Consider the following 24,356-nt stretch of genomic DNA (forward strand, 5'->3'; position numbering starts at 1 on the left):
CACCTCCACATATAAAAAAAATCAACTGCTGTTTAGAAGCCTCTTATGTATCCGTACCTGTTATCAACCCTTCAGCAAAAGCGAACCGATTTACGGAGAAGATCGGTGTGCCATTCATGGCATCCATTAGGGTAGCAACTGCTGGATTATGGAGGAAAACACCATGAAAAAGAGACTATTCATGCTGCTGGCTCTGGCAGCTTCACTGTCCGTATCGATGGCGCAGACCATCGTGAATACGGGCTTCACAACCCCCTACACCGACGGCGACCTTGCGGGCCAGCAAAGCTGGATCGCGATGCCCAATACGGGAGTCAATGCGTTTGATGTGACCGATGCAGCCGGAAGCGGCTTTGCCGATACGGTTTCAACAACGCTCAGCACCAACGGCGGCAACTATGTCTACCGCAGCACAACCGGTCTCGGCAATGCGACCAGTGATGAGTGGGACGGCGTGATGGACTTTACCCTCAGCGTGCCCGTCCCTGACATCGGATCCGGGGATGCATTCCGCATCGGTCTCTCAACCTCTTCTACCAACGGTCTCGGCACGGGTGCCGGAGATCTTCCGTTGCGCTTTAACACGAGCAATTCAGGCGATATTTCGATTAACGATGCAGATGGAGACTCCATGCTGACCATCGATGCCGCCACTTTGGGATGGAATCCCGCCGCGACCAACCTCGTGACCGATCAATGGCGCCTCTCGTGGAAGCTGCGCAAAACCACCGTCAGCGACACCTATACCATGACCTGCTCCATGGAAAACCTAGACAACCCAACCAACTTTACCGGCTCGGGCGTCTCCATGGTCAAAACGGAAGCCTATGCTAGCTCAGGCCTCCACACGGTTATGGGTCGTCCCCAGTTTGCCGAGTTCGGCGGAACAAACTCCATCAACATCACCATCGATGACCTCAGCGTCATTAAATCCAGCTCGCAGCCCGTAAAGCTGTATCCCACTCCCGTAACATCCGAAGCCGGCGACGCCGTCGTCAACCTCAGCTGGGCTGATGTCGTTGAAGCCAGCAGCTACGATGTCAAACGTTCCGATACCATTGACGGCACCTACAGCGCAGTCGCAGGTGGCTCCGGCATTACCACCAACGGTTTCGCGGACGCCACGGTCATCAACGGAAATGTTTACTATTATAAGGTTACCTCGATCAACGGAGGGATTACCGCCGACTCGGATCCCGTATTGGCGGAACCCGACGCCCCGGTCACCGGCCTCTTCCTCGATACCACCTTTGACACGGCAGATGGCTACACCGATGGCGATCTGGCCGGACAGGACCGCTGGAAAGCCATTGCCGACACCGGCGAAAAGGCCTTCAACGTCATCTCTTCGGGCGATGGATTTGCCGAAACGAAAACCTACTCCAATGAGTTTTCCAACGCCCTGGACAGACAGGTGTACTACAATAAACTGACCGAAAACGGAGCGGCCAACCAATGGAGCGGCACCGTCCAGTTCCGACTTGAAGCCACGCCGAACGACGGGCTCTACGAGACCAACATCGTCGGTGCCGTCACGAACATCCAGACGGTTGCGGTGATTGACCGTGGTCAGATCTTCGACTTCGGTCTGACTTCGGACTCATCGACCACCCTTGATCCGAATGGTCTTAAGGACGTATTAATCGACGTGCGCATGCAAGGTGACGCAGATATCGACTTCGGCCTTAACGGATACAACTCAACCCAGAATACGATGCTAGAGCTTAAACGCTCGGTTCTTGGATGGGATCCGGAATGGAACAATGCAAATGAATCCAACGCACCGGTTTTCAATACCGAATGGATCACGCTGAACTGGAGCATCCGCAAAACCGCTATCGCCAACACCTATTCGGCGGTTGTAAGTGCCACCATCGGAACAAACACCTACAGTGGCATCTATCAGTACACCGACTCCTCGGATAACAATCAGCCGACCGAAGCCTATATTGCAGAAAGCGTGCGTTTCGGCATGGGCCACAGCAAAGAAGCCGACGGGATCACGGCCGCTGGCGGAGCCACCAACGGCATCATCCATGTCAATGTGGACGCCCTTTCTGTCACGCACACCAATGCCAGCCAAACGCCGACAGCTCCCCCCTACGATCTGACCGGCACTTTGGGTGACCTTTCTGTGACCCTTGAATGGCTGGGCGGGTTCGAAGCCGACAGCTTCGACATCTACCGGTCCGATACGGATGCCGATTCATTGACCTTCCTGGACAATGTTGTGGGCAACAGCTACGAGGATACCGGCCTGACCGATCTGCGAACCTACTTCTATGCCGTTGTGGCCAAGTATGACGGCATAGGCGACAGCGCAGCATCTGATCAATTGATTATCCGCTCACTCGGTTTTTCCGAAGTACTGTCATGGAACAGTGTGGGTGTGGTTTCGTCCGATGCCAACATCCCGTTAACCAGCATCCAGGTCACCAACGGCATCCTGAATGTACTCGGAACCTACACGGACGGCGCTATTCTGGCTCCGTCAGAAGGCCCCGGCGACTACAGCGGCACCGCGATCTACGGGATTATCCAGAAGAAGTCTGACGTAGAGGGCGTTACACCGGCCTTTAAAACACTGCGCATGCGGCCGGCATACTTCGACAACCGGATTAATGCCAACGGCACGCCTGTTGGTCCCAGCTCCCAGTTGCTGTATATGAAAGCAGCCGCACCGATCGACATGACAGCCGCGGAATATCAGTATGAGATGACCGCTGCCGTTAATAATCAATATCGTGCAGCCTTCCGCGACAGTGTCAGCGGAAAATGGTATGTGAGCGACGGGCTCGATGGCAACATCACTGAGCTCTTCATCGAGGACATGACCGCGGTTGACTGGCGCGAGCTGACGTTGGCGACGCTCTCCTCCACCAACCTGATGAGCGGAACAGACAATCCGATCGTTACGCCGTCCTTTACCAGTGTGGACGCAGTCGGTCTTTTCCTCGACAACGGCAGCATAAACCACCGTCCGCTGACCGTGGTTGTGAAGACGGGTTCAGCGCCTAGCAAGTATGATCTTTGGACAGACGGCTTCGGCATCTATAATGCCGATGCGGCCCGGACCAACGACTATGACCACGACGGCAGAAACAACGTCTGGGAATGGGGTTTCGACGGGAACCCGATCCTCCCCAACATTCAGGGCGTGCGGGATTATGACGACGTTCAGGTTGTCGGCACAAACCTGGTCTACATCTATCCGCGCCTGAAATCCGCCGACCGGCCGGACTACTTCCTGACGGAAGATGCGAATCTACTCTACCTGCCGGACTTCACCGATAAGGAAGGTGACTACACCATTACGGCGGGCGGTACCTGGACCAACAAGCCCAACCTCGAGATCGTGACCAACATGATCCCGACCGCAGACGCCGTGAAGTTCATCAAGCTCAATATTGAGTAATCCTTAATCCGCTACCCACGAAAACCCCGTCTCACCGGCGGGGTTTTTTTGGGTTAGTATACAAAAATAATCAATCCGAAAAAAAACGGCTCCCCCTGTTTAGATCAACCCAAACGGGCCGTACCTTTCTTTGTAATGTTATTAACCAAAGGGAAAACAGCATGAAAAAGGGAATAGCAATCAGCCTCGCCATGGCGATGGCAACAACAATGACCCAGGCATTGGATAACTTCGACACAGTTGAAGCCGGAAACTGGACCGCCGCCGGCGTGTGGCCGGGAGATGGCCAACCGGATACGAACAGCAATGCGCGTCTAAAGCATGACGTATCGATCAATTCCGTTGTAGGGGATACCGGTGGGTTGCAGACAGGCCGCGGCGCTGAAACAACCTTGACGATAAACTCTGGAGGTTTTCTAAAACTTCTTTATGGAAGCGCCACCATCGGCGGGAATAATCGCGGACATTTGGTGTTGAACGGAGGAAGCCTGACTACCGCCAACGGCAACGTAATGAACATTGGCACCAAAGCAGGCTTCGGAGGAAGTTCTGTTACCGTGAATAGTGGCGGATTAACTGTGGACGGCGCGATTAAGGTCGGTGCTCAAGATTGGGCCATTTTGGCAATCAACGGTGGAACCGTTTCAGCAGCGGGCAATCTGCTTGTGGGAGCCGTCGGTTTAGCTGCAAGTTCAGTGGATCTACTTGGCGGCAGCCTGTCCGTTGATGGTTCGTTGATTTTTGGGAATACCACCGACACGCTGAACATCGAAAACGATGCGGTTATGATGCTTAGCGGAGACGACTGGGCCGACATTAACGCAGGCATTGCGGCCGGTAATATCACCTGGGCCAACGGAGACATGGTAGACACAGCGGTTGGCCTAAAGACCTGGGACAACGGAAGCGGATCCTATCTCCATACCGATTTCGATGGAAGCGATACCACGGTTTGGGTCAACCAAACGATTCCGGAACCGGCGACGCTGGGTTTAATCGGCTTTGCCGGCGCGGTGGCCTTGATTATCCGCAGACGCTTCCTGATCTAGTCTTCGAGCTTCATGAAAGGCCTTTTGAACCCCGTCCATGTGGCGGGGTTTTCTTTTAGAAGATCCGTATTATTGCCCGGTTCAAGCCCGAACCTAGTCTTTCACGATGATCCTGATCCGGTCAGAGAACTGAGAAAGATTCATGTTATCGTATTGCTCGCGGGAAACCGTCAACTCCCGGAGGTGGATCATGCGTCGCAGCGACCTTTTGTTTTTAAACCGGGTATGGCTGATGTCCAGCACTTCGATCGGATACCCTGACTCGAACTGCAGATTCTCAATTTCGGTGCCGCTCAAATCCAGATAACGCGGTTGAAGTCCAGCCAGCACACTACTGGTGGAGCCGACTTTCTGGAGTCCGGAACCGCCCAGTTTAAGTGAACCTTTTTCGGGATCATATTCAAACACAGGATCGGTCCAATCGGGATTCAAAACCTGTAGATAGCCCTTCACAATTTTCGCACGGCCCGACAGGTTTAAGCGCTCGCGCTGATCGTAGAGCACCATCCTGAGCTCCAGTGGAATGTTAAGCGTCAAACGCGGGAAAACGGCAACCAGCTGTTCCGGCGTAAGCAACTCAGCATCCGCCTTGAGTGCGGCATATTCCCTAGTCACCTCGACCACATCATCCTCGATACCCGAACGGTTGAAATAAGCCCGTGCGGCGTTAAACCGCTGCATGGTGAAAAAGTGAAGCCCCATTTCATATAAGTAGGTAGGATTATCAGCATCTTCGTCCAACGCGACACGCAGAACCTTTTCAGCCTGCATAAAATTGCCGGCCTGCTGATAGCGGCGGACGATGGTTGTTACCGAATCATCATAGCGTGAACCCAGCACATTAAGCTCATCCTGTCCTGCCTCGTAGAGCGCCAGCATCCGCTCAGCATCGAGACGCGCGCCAGTGGCCGCCTGCTCCTTATGACTCAATTGAATGAACGCCCAGACTGCGCCTGCCAAGCCTATGAGAACCAAGCATGAAACGGTGATGCAGAAGCGTTTGTTCCGGCGGTAAAACAGGTTCATTTGTGTGAATACCCCTGCATTTTCCGCCTCGGTGGCAAAGCCGGTGAGATAGCGGTGCACTTCCTTGCGCAGTGCCGCAACGGATGCATAGCGCTTGGCCGGATCTGTTGCCAGCGCCTTCATGGCCACTGCATCCAGCGCCTTGGGAATCACGCGTTCCGGCGTCCGCTTGTCCGGCGGAACAATTGCGCCATCTTTCGTTTTTTGCAGGATTTCCTCGGTAGTTCCGGACAGCGGGCGCAAATAGGTCAACAGCGAATAGAGAATGCAACCCAATCCATAAACATCCGTGCGGACATCGAGTTCTTGCTGGTTCAACACCTGCTCGGGTGCCATGTTGCCGGGCGTACCCTTCAATTCGCCATAGAGCGTAACCGAACTGAGCAGATCCGGGTTCAGCAACTGGCGATCCAGTTCAAGCTCCCCCGTTTTACCCAAAACCTTGCCCATGCCCCAGTCGCAGACCAACACCTGACCAAAATCCCCAATCTGGATATTGGCCGGCTTCAGATCCAGATGCAGCACATTGATGGAATGAGCGTACGAAATGGCATCACAAATCTTGATAAAAATCTGCAGCAGGGCTTCCAATGGATAGCGCTTAAGCGTCTCCCGGTCGCCACGATGCAGCTTCTCAATCAGCTCCCTTAACGAGTCGCCCTCTTTCAGATCCATCGTGAAATACGGTTTCCCCTGCGCATTCACCCCGATGTCGTGAATGGTGATGATGTTCGGGTGCGCCAGCAAGGCCGTCAACCAGGCTTCATGAATAAACGGATCGAAAAGATCCTCCGGTGCATCGCTGCGCAGCATCGCCATGGCCAGATGGCGTTTTGCACGCGCATCATACACCTTGAAGATTTCCTTCATGCCGCCCTCGGCAATCAGCTCAGCCGTCTGATACCGCTGGGAAACCATTTTCAAACTATGCAAAGACGGATTCAGCTCCCTGGCATCGACCTGGTCATATTCCTCCGCCAGCCGGTAGAATTCCTTCACCCGCGGATCAATCGGAACTTCAGGATGATCGTTTTCAGCCATTGTATTCCACCTCATCCATCACCGCGCGCACTTCCTTGATGAAACGGGCTTTCACCCGGTTCTTCAGCGTATAAACCGAGTCTCGTGTCAGGTTCAATTGTTTCGCAATCTCATCCGCAGGCAGTCCATCGAGGCTCAGTGAAAAAACATTAATGGCTTCCCCGGAAAAGATATTGTGCAGCCGTTCGAGGGCAAAACTGGTCATATACTGCATCCACTCTTCTTCAATCAACCGTTCCACATCCGAGGCCGGGGTGGCACGAATGATTTCGACCATGGCGCGTTCTTCTTCCAATAGTTTGCGCCGGGTTTTTACCTTATCAAAATAGTCATACGCCGCATGTCGCACCACCCGGCCCAACCAGGTTCGAAAACGACCCTTTTCCGCATCGTAGGTTTTCAGGTTTTTCCAAAGCTTGAGCAGGATGTCCTGCACCAAATCATCGCACTCTTCCGTATTCAGCTCCATCCGTCGCAGAATGTGGTAGATAAAGTTTTCATAGTAGCCCACAAAATCCGTCCACGCCTCCTCATCGGACGGATCCTTTGCCCGCCTCAGCAACGATTTTCGAGTATTCCATTCTTCACCCACGGCACCTCCTGATTGATCCATCATTTCTAACAAATCCGCACTCCTTTTGCACAACAAACCGCGGCGGTTTCAACAACCGCCGCCATGATTACATGTTCCCTTTTCCCGAGAACTCCTCTACAGAGATATTAACATCGCAGCGGAATACCTGATCCCCGTCGGCAAGAACGCATGCACCAATACTTTCTCAAGTGGCTTCTATAAATACGAATGCAGATAGGCCAGTCTAAACAATAGGCAGATAAAATCTGCACTTACTCTCGGGATACAGGCCGACTTACACTTCCCCCACGACAGCCATATGGTCTATGGGGCTTCCGGGTTGACGGATGGGGAGCAATAGGTCAGGAGTTCAAATCTCTCCGCCCCGACCCTCTTTTCTTTTCCCTTTATAGTCGGTCATAACCGACCTATTTAGGCGCTCCCCCAAAGCAGCGGTGTTTAAGGTCAAGTGCCAAACTCCGGGTTTTCAATCGCAAAGTTAGCCGCGATGATCAATTCCGCGCGACCAAGCCATCTCTGCCGTTTGGATTGCGGAACGTCATCTTGCTGTGTACTCTGTTTCCCTATGCAAAAGATCAACGAATTACTCGAACCCTATGCCGAGCTAGAGGGCGCCGTCCGCCAGCTGATGGCGCAGCTGTTCAGCGATGCATGCGGCATGTGCACGGCATGCTGCTGCCGGGCGGATATTTGCGAGGAGGCGACCAGCAGCGCATTCCTTTCGCTGCTATTGGAACGGCAAGGCGTCAAAGCCGCCGACATGGACGACCGCTACGGCTGGCTCGACCTGCACGGATGCTCGCTGGAATACGGACGACCGCCCATTTGCTACATCTATTTTTGCGACCAGCTGCTGTCGCGGCTGCCGGATGATGAAACACGCTACGCCTCAACCATGCTCGGCAAGCTGATGAACCACGTTGGGCATCAAGCGCTCGGAGGATGGCATCTCGTCGAAATCATGGATCCTGCGGATTTGGAGAAGGTGGATGTCGACGGACTTTTCCAACGGCTTGAAGAAGCTCAGGCCGCCTTTGAAGTGATCGAAGAATTTTGCCAAACGGGCCGCCTCAGCCGTTCGGCCCGCGAAACGCTATCGGCCATCACTTCCGACGAAGACTAGCCCCGTTATCCATCCCTTCCATCGGCCGCGACCGGCCCATGAAGAGCCATGCACCAGCAACCCGTAGGCTACTCCTGCATCACGTCCCATTTCGGGCGTTTCCAACTGGCCTTGAAGGCATCGGCGCCGCGCTCGACGACGGTGTCGGACTTTTCGATGGCATCGAGGAACAGAACAAACGAAAACGCCCCGCCCTCGCCCATCTCTTCAACGGCCTGCTCCGCCAACCGGTTGGGAGGCAGCAGCCGCCGGCCGTTGATGATTTCGGGATGCAGCGGAAGGCCGCCGGCAGCCTTGTAGCCTTTATAAACCAGCTCGGAGCAAACCAGCGCGTTGTCGGTGGTGAAATCAAAGTTAAGGTCATAGGGTTTGGCGTAATGCGAGAAGGCCCCCATCAACGCTTTGAACTTTTCAGCCTTCGTCACGTTCGTCCGAATGACTCCAAGATAATCGCAGCGTGCGCTGGTTTCCAATGATTGGAAAACCACGCCCGGGCGAATGGCTTCAATAACCCGGACCGGAAATCCATCCAGATCATTTTGCTCCATCATTCCAGAAACCTCGGGATACAGCGCCTTAATGGTTTCCAGAGGTTGGAATCCCAGCTCGTTGAAGTATGCATCCAGCTCTTCAGGAGTTCCGACATAAAGCGCCACGTGCGGCCAAAAGCCCGGAATTCCAATATTGGTCATGTGCCAGTTGCGCCGTTGGATCAGGATGTCGCCGGGTTCCAGCTTGGACTGATGGCGGGCGAGGATTTCGGGCGTGATCAGATAGTCGCGCTTGGCGGTGCGGATGCAGCTCATCTGAACCGCCACATTCTTCTGCACCGGCAGCATGGTCTCGAAGGCGGCGCGCTCCAGAATCGAGAGCGGATTTTCAACGAAGAGCTCCGCATTCTCGCCCAACGATTGAATGAAGGTTTTCCGGCGCGCTTTAAAGTCGGCGATGATTTCGGCATCAAGCGTAATGTCTTTTTTCACGAGCTCGAAATAGGCCGCGGCCGCATTCAGGCGCAGCACCACGTTCGGGTGGGTCAGGCGCTGCTTCATGAAAAAATAGCTGTCGGGGGGAATCCCCTCGCCCTCTTCGTTAAGCAGGGTTCCCATGAACTCGCCGCCATCGAGCAGTCCGACGAGCTGAAGGCAGGCGTTGTACTGCGTGACAAAGGCCATGTAGGCGAGCAGAAAGGCATCTGCGTGCAGCGCTGGCTCGGCGACATAGTCGATCTGATAGAAGCCGCGGTATTTTCCCTTGAGGAGATCAAATTCCAGAAAGGCCATCGCGCCGTCGCGCCAAAGCGACCGGATGGTTCCGCGCTCCTCCTTCGAGAGGTCGCCCACCTTACGGACAAGCAAGCCATTTTCGACAAACGCAGCAACCAGGTCATCGGCGGTCTTGCGCAACATGAAGTAGCTGTCGAGATCCGAGATGATTTCGCTGCGCAGCTGGTCCGGCGCCATGTCCGTGAGCGGGCTTTTTTCAACCGGGAAAAGCGCCCACGTAACGTAGAAGGCGACGAGCAGGATCAGCGCAACAATGACGTGCGGCAAAAACGGGCGCGTCTTCTTTTTGATGATAGCCTTCTGCACATGCAGCAGCCGGCGGTTGATGCGGTAGGATGCGATGAGCGGAATCCAGCCCAGCCCCAGAAGGATGAAGGCCGCCAGCCGATGCAGCGGATAGGCCACCTTCATGCCGAGCACGACAACCGCTGCCAGCACCAGAACAAGCGTAACGAGCAGGAGCCGTTTATTTCTCAGCATTGCGTTTGCTCTCCATGTCGATTTTCCACAGCATCTGCTGCGTCTGGTAGACCGTAACGAACAGCGCAAAGGTGGCGCCGGCCAGCACGAACGGAAGCATCTGGGCGATCTCAAACTTGCCGTCAAAGAAAATGATCAACGTGTTCGCAATAATGAAGATCAAACGCACTTCCGTGGGGCCAATGCCCATGTAGGCAATTTTGAACGCGCCGGTTGCAGCAAACGACAGGAACGAATTGACCATGAACGCTCCAAAGAGCGCGAGGATGTAGAAAAGCAGATATTTATTGTGATCCTCCACCATCAAGCCGTAGCCGATAAGAATCGAACAGAGAAATAGATAGTCGAGAAAGTGGTCCATGTAGTAGCCCCACTTGACCAGACCGGTATTGCGCCGCCGCCCCACCTCGCCGTCGAGCAGATCGGTGATGTATTGGCCGATGATCGCAAAGGATACCACCCAAAGAAAATGGATCCAGTGGCGGGCAAGAAAACTGAAGAGAATAATCATCGCGCACCACAGCAGCGTGGTCATTGTCAGATGGTAGGTTTCCACCCCCTTCGGCACTTTCGGAACCAGCCAGTCTTTCAGTCGGTTCTCTGCAGTGGCCAGTAGCCAAGTGCCCTCTTTTTTGTCTCCATGAAACGCCATTCTTTCCCCCATTCCACGATTCGTCCATCGCCCAAAGCAAACCGCTTTTTAATAAATCAAGCGTTATTATTAAACAACGTCTCCCAACCTGCATGCAAATTTATTCAAGGAAGTGTTTACAAGCCGCTACGAAGTGGCTACTTCTACCCGCAACACGTTCGAAACTACGTGGGAAGATGAAACCAGGAGATTAAAAAATGGCAGCAAAAAAAACTGTAAAAAAAGCACCGGCCAAGAAAGCCGTTGCCAAAAAAGCTCCGGCGAAAAAAGCCGCAGCGAAGAAAGCCCCCGCCAAAAAAGCGGTTGCTAAAAAAGCTCCGGCCAAGAAGGCTGTTGCAAAGAAAGCTCCGGCGAAAAAAGCCGTAGCGAAGAAAGCCCCCGCTAAAAAAGCTCCGGCCAAGAAAGCCGTTGCCAAAAAAGCTCCGGCGAAAAAGAAAGCCGCTGCAAAACCCAAATACACCGCCGAGCAGGTTTATAACATGATCGAGCAGGCGGCCTACTTTGCGGCAGTGAACAACGGTTTCCAGAAAGATCCTACATCTTACTGGGGTCAAGCTGAAGCAGAAATAAACGCCATGGTTAAAGGCTAACCGCCCAAGACGAGAAGCGTTAAAAAGGTCGTCCTCAGGGACGGCTTTTTTTATGCCCCGGCCAGCTTGCCGGCGAGCGACAGCGCAGAGGCGGAGGTGATTTCGACATCTTGGAAGGTGCCGACTAAATCATTCGAAGCGTCGAGGACCCGCACAGGAAGCTTGCCCTCGGTCCGCGAGGCGAGCGCGCCTTCCATGCGCTTGTCGGCCCGCTCAACAAGCACACGGAAGGTCTTGCCGACCATCGCTTCGTTGTGCGCAAGCGAAGTGCGCTTCAGCACCTCGCTGAGCTTGGCCAACCGTTCGCTCTTTTGCTGCGGCGTAATGTCGTCTTCCCACCGCGATGCACGTGCGCCAGCGCGCGGGGAATATTTGGCAACATAGGCCATATTAAACTTCACCTGCTCCATCAGCTCGGCCGAGCGTTCCAACTGTTCGTCGGTCTCGCCGCTGAAGCCGACGATGATGTCGGTGAAGATGGTGGCGGTCGGCAGCAGTTCGCGGATGTCGTCGACAATCTTGAGATAGTCTTCAATGCTGTAGTTGCGATTCATGCGGCGCAACAGTTTTTCGTCGCCGCTCTGCACCGGCAAATGAATTTGCTTGGCGAGGCATTTATAGTCGGCGATGGCTTCGATAACGTCGCGCGTCATGTCGCGCGGATGCGGCGAAGTGAAGTAGACCCATAACTCCTTGCCGCTCTTGCTGCCAATCTCGCCGACGGCGCGCAGCAGCGCGGCAAAGGAAAGCTCCTCGCCCTTTTTATCAAGGCCATAGGAATTCACGTTCTGTCCCAGCAGCGTGATCGCCTTTACGTCGTTTTCAATCAGCCGTTCGACCTCCGCGAGGATGTCGGCGCTGGCGCGCGACACTTCGCGGCCGCGGGTGAACGGCACAGCGCAATAGGAGCAGAATTTATCACACCCGTTTTGGATGGGAACAAAGGCTTCGAAGTCGGAACTATAGGTCGGTTCGACCTGCCAGAAATCGGTGCGCTCGTCTTCGCGTTCAATGTCGTTGAGCGGATGGCGCGTCGAAAACTCAGAGGCCACGCCGGATTGGTGCAGCATGTCCGGAAGCTCGAGCAGTTCATTCATGCGGAAAACGAGATCGAAGAGTTTGATAAACTTCACTTCGTCGGCCGGCAGAATGCAGCCGGACACAAACGTGATGAGTGGTTTCTCATTCTTCCACTGGTTCCATTTCTGGATCTTGCTGTAGACCTTGTCGATCGCCTTCTGGCGCACCGAACAAGCCACGACGCCGATCAAAGAGGCGTCCTCTTCGATCTCAGTCATTTCAAAGCCCATGCCCTCGATCACGCTGCGGATCCGCTCGGAATCCGACTGGTTCATCTGGCATCCTAATGTAACAATGCAACATTTCATAAAAAACTCCAGCAGGGAATCAGCCACGAAAGAACGCAGAGAACACAAAGACTATTCCTTAGCTTTCTTTGCGCTCTTTTGTGGCCATCAAAAATAAACTTCGGTGTGGATTTGCGCGGTGGGCAGGCCTTTGTCCTGCAGCATGTCGAAGGCTTCATAGATCATATCGCAGTTGCCGCACAAAAAAGCGTTGGTTTCAGGAGGCACATCCAAGGTTTGGAGATATTCCGTGACGCGCCCCTTGAAGCCCCCGCCATCCTCGCGCGAAACGCAGTGGAAAAAGTTTTCGCCGTAGAAGTCGAACTCGTAGGCTTCGTCCAGCTTGGCGGTGCCGTGGATGAGGCGGTATTCGAGTTCAGGATAGGATTGCACAAAACTGTGGTAGGGCGAAATGCCGGTTCCGGTTGCAATGAACAGCAACGGCTTGCCGCGCAACCCCTCGATCAGCTTAAAGTGGCCGTAGGGCCCGCCGATGCTCACCTCTTCGCCGACTTCAACATCGCACAACTGTTTGGAAACCAAACCGTCCTCAACGCGACGCACCAGCACCTCGACATAGTCGACACTCGAGCCTGAATAAACGGAGTAGTCGCGAATTTCCGGATCGCCGTCCAACCCGACGCGAATGTACTGCCCCGGCTCAAACTCCAGTCCAGCACGTTCAAAACGAAGCACCGCCGTTGAATCCGTCAGCCTCCGCACTTCCAGCACTTTGCAGGTTTTCCGTTTTTTCTTCGTACTCAAAATACCCATGACTTGCCCATCCATTCAGCGTTAACGCATACAGCACCAAATCGGTCTGCTTCGCAAAGGGATCGGTTTATAATTTCCAGCCCATGGAAAGTCAACCGAACTCGACGTTCAATACCCTATACGAAAAAAGCGCCTCTTGCGAAGCGCTCCTTTTCATTTTCCAGCCGTGAAAAACTAGAACTTTAGTCCCGCGGTCTTCAGACGGCTGGCCAGTTCGCCGAGCACGCGCTCGTCGTCGGCGTCGCCGGCGGATTCGAACACCGCGCCGAAACGGATGAACGGGCCGGTGTTGTCCCACGGCACAGTGGAGATGCCGAAGTTTTCAATCAGGTAGAGCGACGCTTCCTCGGCATTGGCGAACACGATGTCCCCTGCCCCTTTCGGCGCCTTGGTGTAGAGGAAGAAGGTTCCTCCCGGCATGCGGGCGTCGAACCCGACTTCGCGGAGCACTTCCACAAGCCGGCGCAGGCGCACTTCGTAATGAACGCGGATGCCTTCGGCCAGGCTTTCGTCGGCAATGCCGGCGCAAGCGGCTTTCTGGATCGCTTTAAACTGGCCGCTGTCGCAGTTGTCTTTAATCATCGCCAACGCGCTGACCGCCCACTCGGCGCCGCAGAAGAATGCCAAGCGCCATCCGGTCATATTGTAGGCCTTCGACATCGAGTGGAGCTCGATGCAGCAGTCCTTTGCTCCCGGGCGCTGCAGCAGCGAGGTGCGCTCGCCGTCATAGACCAGCGTGGCATACGGCGCATCCTGAACAATCAGAATGTTGTGCTTCTTCGCGAAAGCGATCAGCTCGTCGTAAAACTCGGGCGTTGCAACCGCACCGGTCGGGTTGTTCGGATAGTTGATGTAGAACAGCTTGCAGCGGTCGGCCAATGCCGGATCGATTTTCCCAAGGTCAGGAAGAAATGCATTTTCCTCCAGCAACGGAATATCGACCACTTCAGCACCCAGATATTTCGAGTGCGTCGCCATCACCGGATAGCCCGGCACAGTCTGGAAGACCACATCGCCCGGGTTAACGAAAGCGAGCGGCAGCATGGCCAGCGCCGGCTTGGTTCCGATGCTGTGGTTGATTTCCGTCGCCGTATCCAGCTCAACGCCGAAAAATTTCTTCATATAGGTCGCGGCCGCCTGTTTGAATTCGGGAATGCCGTTGTCGGCATAGCCGCGGTTTCCGGCCTTGTCGACCTCCTCCTTCAGCGCTTCGCGGATCGGCGCCGGCGCAATCTGGTCGGGCTCGCCCACGCCGAAGTCGAGGATCTCAAGATCGGGATGCAGCGTGCGCGCCTTGGCTTTCGCGCGCTTGATCTTTTCAAACTTGTAGATTTCGGTCGATTTGCCGAATTTCGCGCCGCCGATGCGGTCGGCGAAAAGCTGTTCATGATTCATTCGTTATTTCTCCTTATTTAAAACGGTCTCTTACAGGGGTTATCAACTTCTCGAGCGCGCGGTTCACCTCTTCAACATTGAACTTTTGCAGATCGAGCGCATGCGATGAATTCACATAGATTCCATTCTCAATGTCGGGGTTTTCCCGATAGAGGCCGATCACCAGCTTTCCCACCAGAACATCCACTGCAAAATAGATCAGATCGACCACAAGGCCACCCTTGGTGTTATACTCCTTTGAATAAACAAACTGCAGGTTCCGCGCATATTCGCCCCGGATCGTAAACTGATCCTCCGTGCGCCGATGCTTGAAACCCCGCTTGCTCATGGCCGATTTAATCACTCCGCCGCCTGACAGCATGGCATTCTCCTTGTCCCACAATTGAAAATTCAACAAAACGCCCAATCATTGGAAATCCGCCTATCGAGTCAAGGCAAGAAGGCAGAATAATTCCCTAAGGAAGGCTGACCTCCACCCGGAAAAAGGCGGAGGTGGTCGTTTGGCCGATGGTCAGGTCGGTGCCGCAGATGGCCTCCTGCCAGCTCAGATAATTGTCATCATCGGGATTGACCTCGGCGGAGGTGCCGTGCCGCCGGCACCACCCCGGCCAGACGCCGTGTCCGTCCGGCGCCATGCCCGCCAGCCACGGCACATACACCACCGGCGAGTTTTCGAAGGGTTGCGGATCACCGCCAAACCTATGATTCCGCGCAACATGCCGAAAAACCTGCCGCAAACGGTTGCCCCGTTGAAAGACCAAAGGTAGGGCGTGACCGCCGGGCGCGCCATGAAACGGTGCCTTCAGCGACTCGGCAACGACTGGAACGAGGCCTATGGCCACAGCATCCTCGTTGCGGAAAACTTCGTCGATCCCCAGCTTTTCCGCGGCTCGGCCTACAAGGCGCTGGGACAACCAAGGGGCATGCCCGAGCCCGCAGGGAATACTACACCAAACACAACAGTTCCAAGCAGCTCTATGTCCGGGCGCTCCGTCCGGACGCGCTCCGGCTTCTGTGTGCAGAACAGATGCCCGAACCCTGGGCCGGCGACGAGCTTGGAGGAAAAGCTCCGCTGCCGTGCCAAGGCGGCCGAACCGCGCTCCATCCGCGAACACTTTGCGGGCATGGAGGACGATCGCAAGGGGCACAACTGGCCATACACCCTCTCGGGGTTGTGCACGCTGGTCTTCTGCGCATCGCTCGCCGGAATGAGCAGCGGGCAGCGTGATCTGGCCGAATACGCTCGGGACATGGGCCAGGGGCAGTTGCGCGCTCGGGTTCCGGCGGACCGGAAGACCGGCGAGATTCCTGCCCCCGGCGAAACCTCCTTCTTCCGTCTGCTGAGCAAAACCGACCCCGAAAAACTGCAGGAGGCGCCGCACGGGTCGCGCGGGCTCCAGCTCGTGAGCGCCTTTTGCGGGGAAACCGGCCGCCGGCTCGGCATTGGATCGACCACCAGCCCAATGCCCGCCTGGCAACAACCAACGGGTTTTTCGGGGCGATGAAGAAAAACAGATCGGAACCGGCCTTCCGGGTCGTGACCTCGAAGAAATCATCATGGCTTCCAAAAGTGTCAGCCGATTCTATATGAATCAGTCATGGGAACCGCCAGCCACCTGCATATTTGGATTGCAATCCCTAGGCCTTTATGGAGAATTCGCCCTCTACGCCCAAACACAGGAATTCGATTTTATGGATACAGGAAAACGCCAACACCTACAGGACATCTACTCCACCGACCAAACCGTCCGTGATGACTTCACCCCACAGGTGTCGTCGGAAATGATGGAAGAGCGCAAGCGCGAAATCCGGCGCCACCAATTCATCAGCTTTGTTCTCGGAATGGTCGTGCTGGTGCTGTCCGTTTCGCTGGTCTGGGTGGTAGTGCGCGAATATATGGAAATCCATTCCATGGCCCCGTCGCCAACACCGATTACGCAGGACTACATTCCCCGCTACTCCCTCAAATCCGAAGCCCAATGGGTGCTGGACTTCACCCGCAGCTACGGCGACCCCGAATGGAAGGGCGAAGGCGATCGGCCGTTCAGCTCCGAATGGGTGCTCAAGGCCGCCTACAACCTGATCAACGCCCAGCAGGCCGACAGCTTGGGGAAATATACCGAAGCGGCGGGATATTATGAGGATGTGCTTGAGATCCTCCCGGATATTGAAGGCGTAAAGGTGCCGCTCGGAATGGCCTATTTCAAGCTGGAGCATTTCGACAAAGCCTTGGCCCTGCTGGAAAATGCGCCGGAAGCCGACCTGACGCCGGAGGTGCTCAACAATCTAGGCGCCGCATGCATTGAAGCCAAAGCATACGACCGCGCTGAAAGCTATCTGGATCAAGCCATTGAAATGAAGCCCGCCTATGCTGAAGCCCAGAAAAACCTGGGGGTGCTCTACAAGGAACAGAAAAAAGACGAAGAAGCGATTATGGCGTTCGAACGCTACATTGACCTGCGCCCCGCCGATCTCGATACCCAGCACAACTTTGCGCTGTATCTGACCAAGCTCGGCCACTGGGAGCAGGCTGCAGAACTGCTGCACAGCCTAACCGAAGAAATCAAGGACGTGCCGGTGCTTTTCTTCCTGCTGGCCCAGGTTGAAACCCACAACAACAACCCGGAAAAAGCCATTGAAGCCCTGAAGCGCGGCATTCAGCTTTCCGACCCCAACGCGGCGCTGGCCTACATGGACGTCAGCGAGTTCGAACAACTTCGTGATTCGGACGAATTCCAGATCATGATCAGATCGCTGGAGCAGAACAAAAAGTAAAGCCGATGCGCAGGCACAAAAAAACCGGGGTTCAACCCGGTTTTTTTTGTACATCAGAAAGAAAGGCCTACTCAGCTTTCTTTTGCTTTTTGCCTTTGCCCTTTGAGGGTTTTTCATCGGCACTCAGTTTACCGTCTTTGTTCTTGTCCAGCTTGGCGAATTTGGCCTCAACTTTGGCTTGGTCGAATTCACTGCCTTTTTTCTCAGCCATTTTCTTCTGCTGCGCACAGAACTGCTCCTTGGTCACGTCTTTACCTGGAGCTTTGCCTTTGTCTGCGCCCTTTTTCTTGCCTTCGCCCGCCTGAACTGCAACGGCTGCGCATACGATCATTGCCAATACAAACCACTTCTTCATGTTTGCTCTCCTGCTACTGCTTCTTCTTTGGCTTTCAACCGCTGCCCAATCCCAATCATGAGCCAACTTGAAAGACACCTATATGACGAGATAGGCCTATTTCAGTTGGACATCAAGGCAAAAAAATATTTTATGTGTTATGGGCGGTAATACTGCATGGCTTCGGGCATGAACTGCCTCAGCTTGCGGATGCGTTTCTCGTCCGAAGGATGTGTGCTCAGGAACTCAGGCGGCGCGTCCGGATTTCCGGCCGACATGCGTTGCCAGAACCCGATGGCCGCTTCGGGGTTGTAGCCCGCCATAGCCATAAAGACCAACCCCATCTGGTCGGCCTCGCTTTCATGCAGGCGCGAGTACGGAAGGATCCCGCCCATCTGCGTAGTCAGCCCATAGGCCTGCATGATTGCATCGCGGTATTCCGACTCCTGCGAAAGATAGGCCGCCACATAGCTGCCGCCCTGTTGCAGGAGTTGATGGCTCACCCGCTCCGTGCCGTGACCGGCCACGGCATGGGCAATCTCATGGCCCATTACCACCGCAATGCCGGCGTCATTCTGGGTGTAGGGCAGAATGCCCGTATAAAACGCCACCTTTCCGCCGGGCATGCACCAGGCATTCGGCACATCCTCGTCAATCAGGTTGAATTCCCATGAAAAACCGGCCAGCAGCTCCGATTGGCCGCGGTCGCGGAAATACTGCTCCACCGCCGCCGAAATCCGCTGCCCAACCCGGCGCACCTGCTCGGTTTGCTGCTTGTTCGTAGAGAGAGGCCCCTGGGCCACCACTTCGCCATAACTCGCTGCGCTCTCGGAAATCATCTGCGCCTCGGGCACCAGCTTAAGCTGCTTCCGCCCCGTAATCGGAACCGTTGAACAGCCCCACAACGCGGCCGCCAAAATGCAACCCACAATACCGGCATGTGCTTTTTTCAAGAAACCCTCCTATACAGAAACTAGTCCAGCGTATTGACCAGCAAGCCGGAGCGCAGCTTCGGCTCGAACCACGTGCTTTTCGGCGGCATCAGCATGCCCGCGTCGGCGACGGCAAAAAGCTGCTCCATCGACGTCGGATACATCGAAAACGCCAGTTCGGCGCGTCCGTCTTTGACCCATTTTTCCAGCTCGGCCGTACCCTTGATCCCGCCGACAAAGTCGATGTCGTTGCTTTCGCGCGGATCTTCAATATTCAGGATTGGAGCCAGCACATCATTCTGCAGGATGCTCACATCCAGCACGGCAACCGGATCAGATTCATTTGGAAGATACTTCGGAGTCAATGTGCTCCATACGCCATCAATATACATGCAGATTTCGCCGGCCTTGCGCGGTGAGGCAATGCCATTGGCTTCAATGGTAAAATGATCCTTCAACGCACTGCAGAATTCGTCCTTCGTTCCCGGAAGGGAAAGGATCACGCGGTTGTAGGCGAGAATCTTCAGCTCGCTTTCGGGGAACATTACCGCGAGGAAATAGTTATAGGGCTCGTCGCCGGTATGATTCGGATTGGCCGCGCGGCGCATCGCGCCAATCTTGGCCGCCGAAGCGGACCGGTGGTGGCCGTCGGCCACGTAGGTGGCGGGGATTTCGCCGAAGGCTTCTTCCAAAACCGCAGGATCTTCAAACTTCCAAACCGTGTGCGCCACGCCGTCTTCGGCGGTAAACTTGTACAGCGGCTCCGTCGATTTGACCGCTTCGACCACTTTGTTGATTTTTTCGCTGTCGCGGTAGGCCAGAAAAACGGGTCCGGTGTTAGCGTTCTGCGTATCCACATAGCGAATCCGGTCTTCTTCCTTCACGCGGCGGGTTTTTTCGTGGATCTTGATTTTGCCGGTTTCATAGTCTTCCACATGGCAGGTCGCCACGATGCCATACTGGACGTGTTCGCCCATCTGCTGGCTGTAAAGGTAGATGGAAGGCTGCTCTTCGCGGATCAGCACGCCGTCGGTTTTCAGGCGTTCCAGATTCGCCTTGGCCTGCGCATAAACCTCGTCGCAATAGGGATTGGTTCCCTCGGGCAGATCGATTTCAGCACGAACCACGTGCAGGAAGCTGTCCGGATTTCCCGCCGCCAGCTCGGCCGCCTGCCGGGTGTCCACCACATCATACGGAACCGATGCCACCAACTCCGCCTTGCCCTCAGCCGGGCGCCACGCCTTGAATGCTTTTACTTTCATGAAAATATCCCCGATGTTTAAACTAAAAGGGCGCACTCTAATGCGCTCCCTCGGCATTGTCAAAAACCTCTATCTGAATTCCTCTGCTCCTGTCCGCTTCCGGAGCCGTTTCCTCCCCTTTTCTTTTCTATTTTGTAACTACTCAGGTGCTGCCGACATAGCCGGGTGAGCTTGGAATAAGCCGGAAAGCGCCTCGAAAGCACCGGTCGTATTCTTGCGCGCCGTGCAGATGTAGCTGCGGATCCGGCAGAAGTCTTCGGAATGTCCTGTGTCGCGGAAGCAACCGGAGATCTTTTGCTTCACCTTGTTCATGCGCAGGTCGCGTTCGGCGAGGTTGTTGTCGAAAGGGATATCGAAGTCATGCATGAAGGCGAGGACTTCGCGCCGGCGGTGGTCGAAGCGTTCGACGAGGTTGCGGGCCTTTCCTTTCGCGGGAGGCCCTCGCTTTTTCTTCTTGGGCGGAGGCGGGTCGGGGTTGGCGGCGTAGCCCTGGTCGAGGACTTGCTGCCAACGTTGTTCGAAATCTCGGAGCGTGTCGGGCGCAAGGGCGGCGGATCCCGCCGCCTTGGCCGCCTCGACGCCTTCCTTGATCGACAGCAGGGTTCCGATGGCTTCTTCCGCCCATGGCTGTTCCATTTGCTCGTGGATGTAGGTTAGATCACGCAGGTGGTGGGCGTTGCAAAGCGCGTGGGAACATTTGTAGTGGTAGTAGGATTTCCAGTAGTCGTGAACGGCGGTGCCCGCGAATCCGGGCAGGACGCCGGCGGCGTCCATCGCCTCCATTCCCCGTCTGTTGTGGAGCGTGAAGAGGCTCATCGTCGGCGTGCTTGCGCAGTGCATCCAGTTGGTTTTCCCGTTCCGCCGCATGCCGGTTTCGTCGAAATGAACCACCGCCGCCGCACCGAGGGCATCGCGGATCCCGTCGACGCTGCCCTGCGCGAGCCGCCCGGCCTGGCGAACCATGTTCGCGAGCGTTCCCTCGGAGAGGGGGGTGTTGAAAAGGTCGCGCAGGGTCTCGCACAGACGGGCGTACGGGAGGAGCTGGTATCCGTTGAGGTAGATGGCCGTTGCCTTGATGCACGGGCCGTATTGCACCGGTGCGACAACCCCCTCAGGAAAAGCGGCCGTGGTGGTGTGGCCGCAGGCGCATTGCTTCACCTCGGCCTGGTGCTCGGTGACGAGGAGTTCGACGGGCGGGATATCAAACACCTGCCGTTGTTCCATTCCTTGCGCCTTTTCGTTGCGCAGATCGCAACCGCACTTTTCGCAGCGGTCTACGCGGTGGGCTTCCACCACGTCCGGGTTCTTGCGGCGTTCAAGCGTGCCGCCCGGGTGCCCCTGCTGCCCGCCCGGCTTGCGCCCGGATTTCTTCCGGAGGCTCTTGGGCGCGGGCTTCGCGAGGCCGTCGGAAGAAGGCGGCTTCGAACTGTTGCGCGAGTTCTTCGCCATCATGCCCTCAAGCTTGGCAATGCGCGCGTCCTGCGCGCGGATCCGCTCATCCATCCCGAGAAGCACGTCGGCGACGGCATCCGGGCCGAGCCGGAAAACCGCCAGCGCGTCTTCGCGCGTCATGGCGAGGGGCTCCGGCTGGCTGGCTGTTGCGTACGCAGGCTTCTTCATGCCGCATTCATAGAGTATTCAGGGCTTCTAGGCTGCCCTAAAATGCATTTTTCTGGTGGAGGCTGGAAATGAAGACTCAAACTACCTGAGTAGTTACTCTATTTTTATCTTTAACAAAGAGAAAGCGTTTTTGGCACAATACATGCAAGTATACGACTATTTGAACGATCAGGAGCCCCTATGGAAAACAATCGATTCTGGGAAACAAAAGAACTAGGCGAGCTGACTCGGGATGAATGGGAAGCCCTTTGCTGCGGTTGCGCAAGGTGCTGCAGTCAACGGAAAAAAGACGGGAAACCAGTTGAGATAAAAGGTATTGCCTCTTTGTGCTACCTGCTCGATCAGGAATCCTGCCGCTGCAGCTACTACAAAAACCGCCGCGAACTCATGCCCCAGTGCATCGAGCTTTCGATGGATCGGCCGGAACTTATCGAACAAATGCCCGAAACCTGTTCCTACCGCCTATGCTATGAAGGAAAGCCGTTGCCCGACTGGCACCCCCTGGTCACAGGAGACCCCTCATCCAACCTCGAACATAAGATCATTGTCGGGGGAATATTGAACCTTTCCACCCCAACCCCGGCCCCAAGCATCCAAACATTGGAAGAAGATATCATTGAAGTTGAAGAGAAGAACAATCAGGTAGCCGACGTCACCACAAGAATGATCTACAGCACCCTGAACGCTATTGAATCAACGAGCCTTGCGAGCGATATGCTAAAGACTACCAGCCACGAAATCCGTACCGCACTCAATGGCATTGTAGGGATGTCTCAACTACTCTCCGACACACAACTAACCCCTGAGCAGCAGAACTGTATCGACACCATTCTGCAATCCACAACAGGACTGCTCAAAACCATCAACTATGTTCTGGATAAGTCAAAAATTGAATCCGGGCAGATGGATCTATCAGAAACAACCAGTGATCTGCGTTCAATCTGCGCCAATCTGCAACGCGCGCTCCGCCCACTTGCAGAACAAAAAGGAATTAAGTTTAAATGCGAATGCCAGACCGGAGTCCCCCTCTCCGTCATGTGCGATGAACCCTTGCTGGAACGCATGCTGAGCAATCTTTTAAAACATGTATTAGGGCACTCCAAAGAAGGCTCGGTGACACTTAAAATTGAATGCCTCAAGAAAAGTCTATTGGGAGCCGAGCTTTCATTCCGAATCAACGGCTCCGGCCTTGGCATCGACAACGAACAACTGCTCGCCCTTGAGCAAAAGCCAGCAAACACCGATGCCGAATCGTTCAGGGAACTCTGCAAGAAAACCGGCATGGATCTAGCCGTCAGCAGGTGGCTCATCGAGCTCATGAACGGAAAACTGAACCTCGTCGGTGAAACAGAAAAAGACGCGGCACTCTGTGTTAACCTGACTTTCCGGCAGGCCAATCATCCCGCCCCCATTAAATGGGCAGGAATCGACCGGGTTAAAACGATCCATCCAAACACCAGAGTGCTGCTGGCGGAAGACAACAAGCTGAACCAAAAAGCAATCGCCTCTATCTTGCGCAAAGCCGGCTGCGAAGTTGACGCCGTTGACAACGGCAAAGAGGCTCTCCGGAATGTGGGCGACCACCACTACGACCTGATTCTTATGGACTGCCTAATGCCGGTTATGGATGGTTTTGAAGCCACATCCCGCATCCGCGCCATAGAGGGTCCGGCCAGCAAAGCGCCGATCATTGCTCTTACCGCGAACGCCATGAAAGGTGATAAGCAAAAATGCCTCGACATCGGAATGAATGCCTATCTTCCGAAACCGGTTGAGCGTCAGGATCTCATCGACACCATAAACCGCTGCACGAAGTCTAAATAGATCCGGCTCGAAAACCTGCAGCCCAGAACCGCACAGCCTGCAGGCCGAGTGCCTATTTGGCGGAACACAGGTGAACGGGATCCACCGGGATGAATCAATCCCAAATATAGCGTTCATCAAACAACACGTCATGTTTGGCTAAAAACCGCCTGACCTCGTCCTGAAACGAGGCGGCTCGGTGATGCTCCATTTGCCTAGCCACATAGGTATCGACCCGATCCAAATTGGACTGGGAGACGGAGAAGCTGGCGTAGCCCGCCTGCCATTTAAACCCGGAAATTCCTTTTTCGTGGAGCCAGATCGAGGAGACGCGTTTGACCTCTTTCACAAGATCAGAGACCGATACGGTGCGCGCCAAGGTCGTCAACAGATGAACGCGGTCCGCCGTGCCGCCGATGCGGAGGGGATAGCAGTCAAGCTGTTTGGCAATCCCGCCCATGTAGGCATGGAGCTCATCGCGAAAATCGGCATCGGAAAGGAAGGGTTCGCGGTTTTTGGTGGAGAACACGGTGTGAATGTAGATTTTCGACAACGATTGCGGCATGCCCATTCCTCCGTGTTTTTACACACCCCAAGGTAGCGTTCCGCAACCTTGGGCTATTGACACATCCCCGTTGGGGATAAAACCATTTCGTCCCGTTTCCCGGGGTGGCGTTCCGCAACCCCGCCCAAGGTAGCCTTCGGCACCCATTGGGCTATTGACATATCCCCTTTGGGGATTTACGAAACACCATCATTTCGATCGTTCCCCAACGGGGAACCGGCATCAGCCAGGGTTGCGGAACGCTACCCTGGAACCTAGGTATATCGGAAAAA

General features: G+C 55.1%; 22 protein-coding genes. 7 read left to right on the forward strand and 15 right to left on the reverse strand.

Annotated features, from left to right (window positions below):
• Positions 1-163: 163 nt before the first annotated feature.
• Both SCARR_RS13595 and SCARR_RS13600 read left to right on the forward strand, forming a co-directional pair.
• Entirely contained in the window at positions 164-3,415 is a 3,252-nt protein-coding gene (locus SCARR_RS13595) for a fibronectin type III domain-containing protein (RefSeq protein WP_136062231.1), read from the forward strand.
• Positions 3,416-3,576: 161 nt separating this feature from the next.
• Positions 3,577-4,464 (forward strand): PEP-CTERM sorting domain-containing protein, encoded by an 888-nt coding sequence (locus SCARR_RS13600; RefSeq protein ID WP_136062232.1) that lies wholly within the window; start codon positions 3,577-3,579, stop codon positions 4,462-4,464.
• A 93-nt stretch (positions 4,465-4,557) separates the two neighbouring features.
• Here the strand turns inward: SCARR_RS13600 and SCARR_RS13605 are convergent, their stop codons facing one another.
• On the reverse strand, positions 4,558-6,531 hold the full coding sequence (locus SCARR_RS13605) for a serine/threonine-protein kinase (RefSeq protein WP_168433297.1): 1,974 nt from the start codon (positions 6,529-6,531) through the stop codon (positions 4,558-4,560).
• A complete protein-coding gene (locus SCARR_RS13610) occupies positions 6,524-7,147 on the reverse strand; it encodes an RNA polymerase sigma factor (protein ID WP_168433298.1) in 624 nt (207 codons plus the stop codon). The genes SCARR_RS13605 and SCARR_RS13610 overlap by 8 nt, the downstream gene beginning before the upstream one ends.
• A 544-nt stretch (positions 7,148-7,691) precedes the next feature.
• Between SCARR_RS13610 and SCARR_RS13615 the strand changes: the two genes are divergently transcribed.
• Complete coding sequence (locus SCARR_RS13615) at positions 7,692-8,249, forward strand: hypothetical protein (RefSeq protein WP_136062235.1); 558 nt, start codon at positions 7,692-7,694, stop codon at positions 8,247-8,249.
• A 68-nt stretch (positions 8,250-8,317) separates the two neighbouring features.
• On the opposite strand, the gene SCARR_RS13620 is transcribed toward SCARR_RS13615, so the two are convergent.
• Positions 8,318-10,015, reverse strand: a complete 1,698-nt coding sequence (locus SCARR_RS13620; RefSeq protein ID WP_136062236.1) for a YiiX/YebB-like N1pC/P60 family cysteine hydrolase — start codon at positions 10,013-10,015, stop codon at positions 8,318-8,320.
• Positions 10,002-10,667, reverse strand: coding sequence for a CDP-alcohol phosphatidyltransferase family protein (locus tag SCARR_RS13625; protein ID WP_168433299.1), 666 nt, complete (start codon positions 10,665-10,667; stop codon positions 10,002-10,004). The genes SCARR_RS13620 and SCARR_RS13625 overlap by 14 nt, the downstream gene beginning before the upstream one ends.
• 197 nt (positions 10,668-10,864) lie before the next feature.
• Here SCARR_RS13625 and SCARR_RS13630 point away from each other — a divergent pair, with 197 nt between their 5' ends.
• Positions 10,865-11,257, forward strand: coding sequence for a histone H1-like repetitive region-containing protein (locus tag SCARR_RS13630; protein WP_136062238.1), 393 nt, complete (start codon positions 10,865-10,867; stop codon positions 11,255-11,257).
• A gap of 50 nt (positions 11,258-11,307) precedes the next feature.
• Here the strand turns inward: SCARR_RS13630 and miaB are convergent, their stop codons facing one another.
• The 5 genes from miaB to SCARR_RS13655 all read right to left on the reverse strand — a co-directional run bounded on the left by miaB (position 11,308) and on the right by SCARR_RS13655 (position 15,530).
• The gene (gene miaB, locus SCARR_RS13635) at positions 11,308-12,645 is read right to left on the reverse strand and encodes a tRNA (N6-isopentenyl adenosine(37)-C2)-methylthiotransferase MiaB (protein ID WP_136062239.1); all 1,338 of its coding nucleotides are present in this window, start codon (positions 12,643-12,645) and stop codon (positions 11,308-11,310) included.
• An 87-nt stretch (positions 12,646-12,732) separates the two neighbouring features.
• Entirely contained in the window at positions 12,733-13,398 is a 666-nt protein-coding gene (locus SCARR_RS13640) for a ferredoxin--NADP reductase (protein WP_168433300.1), read from the reverse strand.
• A 174-nt stretch (positions 13,399-13,572) separates the two neighbouring features.
• Positions 13,573-14,793, reverse strand: a complete 1,221-nt coding sequence (locus SCARR_RS13645; RefSeq protein ID WP_136062241.1) for an aminotransferase class I/II-fold pyridoxal phosphate-dependent enzyme — start codon at positions 14,791-14,793, stop codon at positions 13,573-13,575.
• Positions 14,794-14,806: 13 nt separating this feature from the next.
• Entirely contained in the window at positions 14,807-15,154 is a 348-nt protein-coding gene (locus SCARR_RS13650) for a hypothetical protein (protein WP_136062242.1), read from the reverse strand.
• 94 nt (positions 15,155-15,248) lie between these two features.
• Complete coding sequence (locus tag SCARR_RS13655) at positions 15,249-15,530, reverse strand: hypothetical protein (RefSeq protein ID WP_136062243.1); 282 nt, start codon at positions 15,528-15,530, stop codon at positions 15,249-15,251.
• Positions 15,531-15,581: 51 nt separating this feature from the next.
• Here SCARR_RS13655 and SCARR_RS13660 point away from each other — a divergent pair, with 51 nt between their 5' ends.
• Both SCARR_RS13660 and SCARR_RS13665 read left to right on the forward strand, forming a co-directional pair.
• The gene (locus tag SCARR_RS13660; RefSeq protein ID WP_136062244.1) at positions 15,582-16,298 is read left to right on the forward strand and encodes a transposase family protein; all 717 of its coding nucleotides are present in this window, start codon (positions 15,582-15,584) and stop codon (positions 16,296-16,298) included.
• Positions 16,299-16,485: 187 nt separating this feature from the next.
• Positions 16,486-17,568 (forward strand): tetratricopeptide repeat protein, encoded by a 1,083-nt coding sequence (locus tag SCARR_RS13665; protein ID WP_168433301.1) that lies wholly within the window; start codon positions 16,486-16,488, stop codon positions 17,566-17,568.
• 67 nt (positions 17,569-17,635) lie between these two features.
• On the opposite strand, the gene SCARR_RS13670 is transcribed toward SCARR_RS13665, so the two are convergent.
• From SCARR_RS13670 to SCARR_RS28185, 5 genes are all read right to left on the reverse strand, one after another.
• Positions 17,636-17,923, reverse strand: coding sequence for an EF-hand domain-containing protein (locus SCARR_RS13670; protein WP_136062246.1), 288 nt, complete (start codon positions 17,921-17,923; stop codon positions 17,636-17,638).
• 137 nt (positions 17,924-18,060) lie between these two features.
• Complete coding sequence (locus SCARR_RS13675; RefSeq protein WP_222846312.1) at positions 18,061-18,855, reverse strand: M48 family metallopeptidase; 795 nt, start codon at positions 18,853-18,855, stop codon at positions 18,061-18,063.
• A 20-nt stretch (positions 18,856-18,875) separates the two neighbouring features.
• Positions 18,876-20,096, reverse strand: a complete 1,221-nt coding sequence (locus SCARR_RS13680) for a DUF1015 domain-containing protein (protein WP_136062247.1) — start codon at positions 20,094-20,096, stop codon at positions 18,876-18,878.
• 138 nt (positions 20,097-20,234) lie between these two features.
• Positions 20,235-21,716: an IS66 family transposase gene (gene tnpC, locus SCARR_RS13685; RefSeq protein WP_136062248.1), complete on the reverse strand. Its 1,482-nt coding sequence runs from the start codon at positions 21,714-21,716 to the stop codon at positions 20,235-20,237.
• Positions 21,717-21,929: 213 nt separating this feature from the next.
• Complete coding sequence (locus tag SCARR_RS28185; protein WP_168433302.1) at positions 21,930-22,154, reverse strand: hypothetical protein; 225 nt, start codon at positions 22,152-22,154, stop codon at positions 21,930-21,932.
• 45 nt (positions 22,155-22,199) lie between these two features.
• Between SCARR_RS28185 and SCARR_RS13690 the strand changes: the two genes are divergently transcribed.
• The gene (locus tag SCARR_RS13690) at positions 22,200-23,540 is read left to right on the forward strand and encodes a response regulator (RefSeq protein WP_168433303.1); all 1,341 of its coding nucleotides are present in this window, start codon (positions 22,200-22,202) and stop codon (positions 23,538-23,540) included.
• Positions 23,541-23,634: 94 nt separating this feature from the next.
• Here SCARR_RS13690 and SCARR_RS13695 read toward each other — a convergent pair whose 3' ends face one another.
• On the reverse strand, positions 23,635-24,084 hold the full coding sequence (locus SCARR_RS13695) for a transposase (protein ID WP_136062250.1): 450 nt from the start codon (positions 24,082-24,084) through the stop codon (positions 23,635-23,637).
• Between the last annotated feature and the right edge of the window lie 272 nt (positions 24,085-24,356).

The sequence above is a fragment of the Pontiella sulfatireligans genome (assembly GCF_900890705.1).
In the GTDB taxonomy this organism is placed as follows: Bacteria; Verrucomicrobiota; Kiritimatiellia; order Kiritimatiellales; family Pontiellaceae; genus Pontiella; species Pontiella sulfatireligans.

Excerpts from the sequence above, each read along its gene's own strand:
- SCARR_RS13595 (WP_136062231.1), top strand. The coding sequence starts at position 164 with ATGAAAAAGAGACTATTCATGCTGCTGGCTCTGGCAGCTTCACTGTCC.
- SCARR_RS13600 (WP_136062232.1), top strand. The coding sequence starts at position 3,577 with ATGAAAAAGGGAATAGCAATCAGCCTCGCCATGGCGATGGCAACAACA.
- SCARR_RS13605 (WP_168433297.1), bottom strand. The coding sequence starts at position 6,531 with ATGGCTGAAAACGATCATCCTGAAGTTCCGATTGATCCGCGGGTGAAG.
- SCARR_RS13610 (WP_168433298.1), bottom strand. The coding sequence starts at position 7,147 with ATGATGGATCAATCAGGAGGTGCCGTGGGTGAAGAATGGAATACTCGA.
- SCARR_RS13615 (WP_136062235.1), top strand. The coding sequence starts at position 7,692 with ATGCAAAAGATCAACGAATTACTCGAACCCTATGCCGAGCTAGAGGGC.
- SCARR_RS13620 (WP_136062236.1), bottom strand. The coding sequence starts at position 10,015 with ATGCTGAGAAATAAACGGCTCCTGCTCGTTACGCTTGTTCTGGTGCTG.
- SCARR_RS13625 (WP_168433299.1), bottom strand. The coding sequence starts at position 10,667 with ATGGCGTTTCATGGAGACAAAAAAGAGGGCACTTGGCTACTGGCCACT.
- SCARR_RS13630 (WP_136062238.1), top strand. The coding sequence starts at position 10,865 with ATGGCAGCAAAAAAAACTGTAAAAAAAGCACCGGCCAAGAAAGCCGTT.
- miaB (WP_136062239.1), bottom strand. The coding sequence starts at position 12,645 with ATGAAATGTTGCATTGTTACATTAGGATGCCAGATGAACCAGTCGGAT.
- SCARR_RS13640 (WP_168433300.1), bottom strand. The coding sequence starts at position 13,398 with ATGGGTATTTTGAGTACGAAGAAAAAACGGAAAACCTGCAAAGTGCTG.
- SCARR_RS13645 (WP_136062241.1), bottom strand. The coding sequence starts at position 14,793 with ATGAATCATGAACAGCTTTTCGCCGACCGCATCGGCGGCGCGAAATTC.
- SCARR_RS13650 (WP_136062242.1), bottom strand. The coding sequence starts at position 15,154 with ATGCTGTCAGGCGGCGGAGTGATTAAATCGGCCATGAGCAAGCGGGGT.
- SCARR_RS13660 (WP_136062244.1), top strand. The coding sequence starts at position 15,582 with ATGAAACGGTGCCTTCAGCGACTCGGCAACGACTGGAACGAGGCCTAT.
- SCARR_RS13665 (WP_168433301.1), top strand. The coding sequence starts at position 16,486 with ATGGATACAGGAAAACGCCAACACCTACAGGACATCTACTCCACCGAC.
- SCARR_RS13670 (WP_136062246.1), bottom strand. The coding sequence starts at position 17,923 with ATGAAGAAGTGGTTTGTATTGGCAATGATCGTATGCGCAGCCGTTGCA.
- SCARR_RS13680 (WP_136062247.1), bottom strand. The coding sequence starts at position 20,096 with ATGAAAGTAAAAGCATTCAAGGCGTGGCGCCCGGCTGAGGGCAAGGCG.
- tnpC (WP_136062248.1), bottom strand. The coding sequence starts at position 21,716 with ATGAAGAAGCCTGCGTACGCAACAGCCAGCCAGCCGGAGCCCCTCGCC.
- SCARR_RS13695 (WP_136062250.1), bottom strand. The coding sequence starts at position 24,084 with ATGCCGCAATCGTTGTCGAAAATCTACATTCACACCGTGTTCTCCACC.